Here is a 2,888-nt window from a genome sequence, read left to right as displayed (position 1 = left end):
GGTTATGCCCTCGACCGATTAGTAACAGTCAGCTCCATGCATTACTGCACTTCCACCTCTGCCCTATCTACCTCGTCGTCTTCAAGGGGTCTTACTACTTTCGTAGGGATATCTCATCTTAAGGGGGGCTTCACGCTTAGATGCCTTCAGCGTTTATCCCTTCCCGACTTGGCTACTCTGCCATGCCTTTGGCAAGACAACAGATACACCAGCGGTCGGTCCAGCCCGGTCCTCTCGTACTAAGGCCAGCTCCTCTCAAATATCCTACGCCCACGCCGGATAGGGACCGAACTGTCTCACGACGTTCTGAACCCAGCTCGCGTACCGCTTTAATGGGCGAACAGCCCAACCCTTGGGACCGACTTCAGCCCCAGGATGCGATGAGCCGACATCGAGGTGCCAAACCACTCCGTCGATGTGAACTCTTGGGAGTGATAAGCCTGTTATCCCCAGGGTAGCTTTTATCCGTTGAGCGATGGCAATCCCACTTTATACCACCGGATCACTAAGTCCTACTTTCGTACCTGCTCCACCCGTCGGTGTCGCAGTCAAGCTCCCTTCTGCCTTTGCACTCTTCGAATGGTTTCCAACCATTCTGAGGGAACCTTTGAGCGCCTCCGATACCCTTTCGGAGGCGACCGCCCCAGTCAAACTCCCCGCCTGACATTGTCCCCCAGCCGGGTCACGGCTGCTGGTTAGAAATCCAGTACTGCAAGGGTGGTATCCCAACAGCGGCTCCGTGGCTACTGGCGTAACCACTTCTTAGCCTCCCACCTATCCTGTACATACAATACCGAATCCCAGTATCAAGCTGGAGTAAAGCTCCATGGGGTCTTTCCGTCCTGGCGCGGGTAACCAGCATCTTCACTGGTACTTCAATTTCACCGGGTGCATTGTCGAGACAGTGCCCAAATCATTACGCCTTTCGTGCGGGTCGGAACTTACCCGACAAGGAATTTCGCTACCTTAGGACCGTTATAGTTACGGCCGCCGTTTACTGGGGCTTAAGTTCAAAGCTTCGCGTTTCCGCTAACCTCTCCCCTTAACCTTCCAGCACCGGGCAGGCGTCAGCCCATATACCTCACCTTTCGGTTTTGCATAGACCTGTGTTTTTGCTAAACAGTTGCTTGGGCCAATTCTCTGCGGCCAGCTCTCACTGGCACTCCTTCTCCCGAAGTTACGGAGTCATTTTGCCGAGTTCCTTAACAATGCTTCTCCCGTCGGCCTTAGGATTCTCTCCTCACCTACCTGTGTCGGTTTACGGTACGGGTACAGTACAAACAATAGCGGCTTTTCTTGGCAGCTGGCTCACACTCTTCCTTACTTTAGTTCAGTCCGCATCACGTCTTCGGATTGATGAGCGGATTTGCCAACTCATCTCCTACCTCGCTTGCTCCGGGATCCCATTCCCGGTCGTGCTCTCCTTCTGCGTCCCCACAGTTCTGTTATACTGCAGTACAGGAATCTCAACCTGTTGTCCATCGGCTACGTCTTTCGACCTCGCCTTAGGTCCCGACTTACCCAGAGCAGATCAGCTTTACTCTGGAAACCTTGGGTATTCGGCCGGAAGGATTCTCACCTTCCTCTCGCTACTCATTCCGGCATTCTCTCTTCAATACACTCCACAGCTCCTTCCGGTACTGCTTCTTCGCGTATTCAATGCTCCTCTACCAATCTACTTTGTAGATTCCTGAGCTTCGGTAGTGTGTTTCAGCCCCGGACATTTTCGGCGCAGGACCTCTCGACCAGTGAGCTATTACGCACTCTTTTAATGTATGGCTGCTTCTAAGCCAACATCCTGGTTGTCTTTGAAATCCCACATCCTTTTCCACTTAACACACATTTTGGGACCTTAGCTGCAGGTCTGGGCTCTTTCCCTTTTGACTGCCCAACTTATCTCGTGCAGTCTGACTCCCGTGAATCATCTGGCTGGCATTCGGAGTTTGATATCGCTTGGTAAGCTTTGACGCCCCCGCACAAATTCAGTGCTCTACCTCCAGCAGACTCTCACGAGGCTAGCCCTAAAGCTATTTCGAGGAGAACCAGCTATCTCCGGGTTCGATTGGAATTTCTCCCCTATCCACACCTCATCCCCACCCTTTTCAACGGATGTGGGTTCGGCCCTCCATTGCCTTTTACGGCAACTTCAGCCTGGACATGGATAGATCACCCGGTTTCGGGTCTACTCCATCTGACTTCCCGCCCTATTAAGACTTGTTTTCACTTCGGCTCCGGACCTTCAGTCCTTAACCTTGCCAGATGGCGTAACTCGCCGGACCGTTCTACAAAAAGTACGCGGTTGAACATATAAAGTTCTTCCACAGCTTGTAAACACAGGGTTTCAGGTTCTCTTTCACTCCCCTCCCGGGGTCCTTTTCACCTTTCCTTCACAGTACTATGCGCTATCGGTCACTAAGGAGTATTTAGCCTTACGGGGTGGTCCCCGCTCGTTCCCACAAGGTTTCTCGTGTCTCGTGGTACTCTGGATCCTGCCATGCTGACTCGTCTTTCGCTTACGGGGCTTTCACCCTCTCTGGCTGGCTTTCCCAAAACCATTCTGCTAAACTTGTCAGATCATTTCTGCAGTCCGAACCCCGGAATGCACGCATTCCGGTTTGGGCTCTTTCCATTTCGCTCGCCGCTACTTTGGAAATCACGGTTGTTTTCTCTTCCTCCGGCTACTTAGATGTTTCAGTTCACCGGGTTCCCCTCCATACGTTATGGATTGGCGTATGGATACTGGAGGTCTGCTCCAGTGGGTTTCCCCATTCAGATATCTCCGGATCGTTGGATATTTGCTCCTCCCCGAAGCTTTTCGCAGCTTATCACGTCTTTCATCGGCTCTTAGTGCCAAGGCATCCACCCTGCGCTCTTTCTAGCATAACCAA

The 2,888-nt window shown here is 52.3% G+C and carries 1 rRNA gene; it reads right to left on the bottom strand.

The annotated features are described in order from the left end of the window. Window positions 1–2,886: ribosomal RNA gene (locus tag ACTNBR_RS16130) — 23S ribosomal RNA — on the bottom strand; the annotation flags it as partial. Window positions 2,887–2,888: the final 2 nt, after the last annotated feature.

It is taken from the genome of Bariatricus sp. HCP28S3_F11 (assembly GCF_052065395.1).
In the GTDB taxonomy this organism is placed as follows: domain Bacteria; phylum Bacillota; class Clostridia; order Lachnospirales; family Lachnospiraceae; genus Allocoprococcus.
Note: the sequence above shows the minus strand (reverse complement) of the source record. Positions and strands in the feature narration are given on the sequence as shown.